Raw genomic sequence first — 1,001 nt, 5'->3', positions numbered from 1 at the left:
GGCACCACCTGATCCCATTCCGAACTCAGAAGTGAAACACAGTATCGCCGATGGTAGTGTGGGGTCTCCCCATGCGAGAGTAGGTCATTTCCAGGCGCCAAATAAAACAGCAAGGCCACCTTAATAGGGTGGCCTTTTTGTTTTGTGCCTTAAACCTAAGCAATTAGTCAGTGTGGCCAGTATGCCCATACGAGAGTAGGCTATTTCCAGGCGCCTATTTGACTTGAAAGAGTCGTGAAACAGCCCGCTATTATGTAGCGGGCTTTTTTACGTCTGCAATTTGAGATTTAAAGCAGTTCATGGACCTAAGCCATTAACCAGTGTGGATGATATGCCCATGTGAGAGTGGGTTATTTCTAGACGCTAAATACTACAGCAAGGCCACTCTACTCGAGTGGCCTTTTTGTTTTGTGCCTTAAACCTAAGCAATTAGTCAGTGTGGCCAGTATGCCCATGCCAGAGTAGGCTATTTCCAGGCGCCTAATTGACTTGAAAGAGTCGTGAAGCAGCCCGCTATTATGTAGCGGGCTTTTTTACGTCTGCAATTTGTGCCTGAGAGCCGTTCTTGGGCCTAAGCCATTGGCCTGTGTGGTTGATATGCTCATGCGAGTGTCCGTAATTTTACGTCTATAGTTAAAATGTTTTGAGTTATCTGATGTTTACCTGTGCACATTAAGTAAACCAGTATTGCTGTATGATCGATATGCTCAGATGAGAGATGATGGCTGTACGCTACAAACTGATGCATCAGGCTTTTGTTCTAACTGACTAACATTGAACCTTAGTTAACGTAAATAACTTATTGTCTACTTGTTCACATTTGGCTGTTAGATGGTTAATCTAGTCATCTCATTGTTTTGCAGTTTGATTAGATAAAGCTTAGCGTTATGCAATAAGTTGTTTCGTTTGATTTGTTTTAGAGTTCGTTACACCAATAATATCCTGAGTGTTTATTGTCATGGTGCATGTTTTATCTAGGTAAATAAAATTACACTTACAGC

Annotated in this window: 1 rRNA gene; it reads left to right on the top strand. The window is 42.2% G+C overall.

What is annotated here, in order from left to right:
- A 5S ribosomal RNA gene (gene rrf, locus H5185_RS22245) occupies positions 1–96 on the top strand; the annotation flags it as partial.
- Positions 97–1,001: the final 905 nt, after the last annotated feature.

Origin of the sequence: Shewanella sp. SG44-6, from assembly GCF_014164185.1 — a bacterium.
In the GTDB taxonomy this organism is placed as follows: Bacteria; Pseudomonadota; Gammaproteobacteria; order Enterobacterales; family Shewanellaceae; genus Shewanella; species Shewanella vesiculosa.
This window is presented reverse-complemented; position numbering and strand designations above follow the sequence as displayed.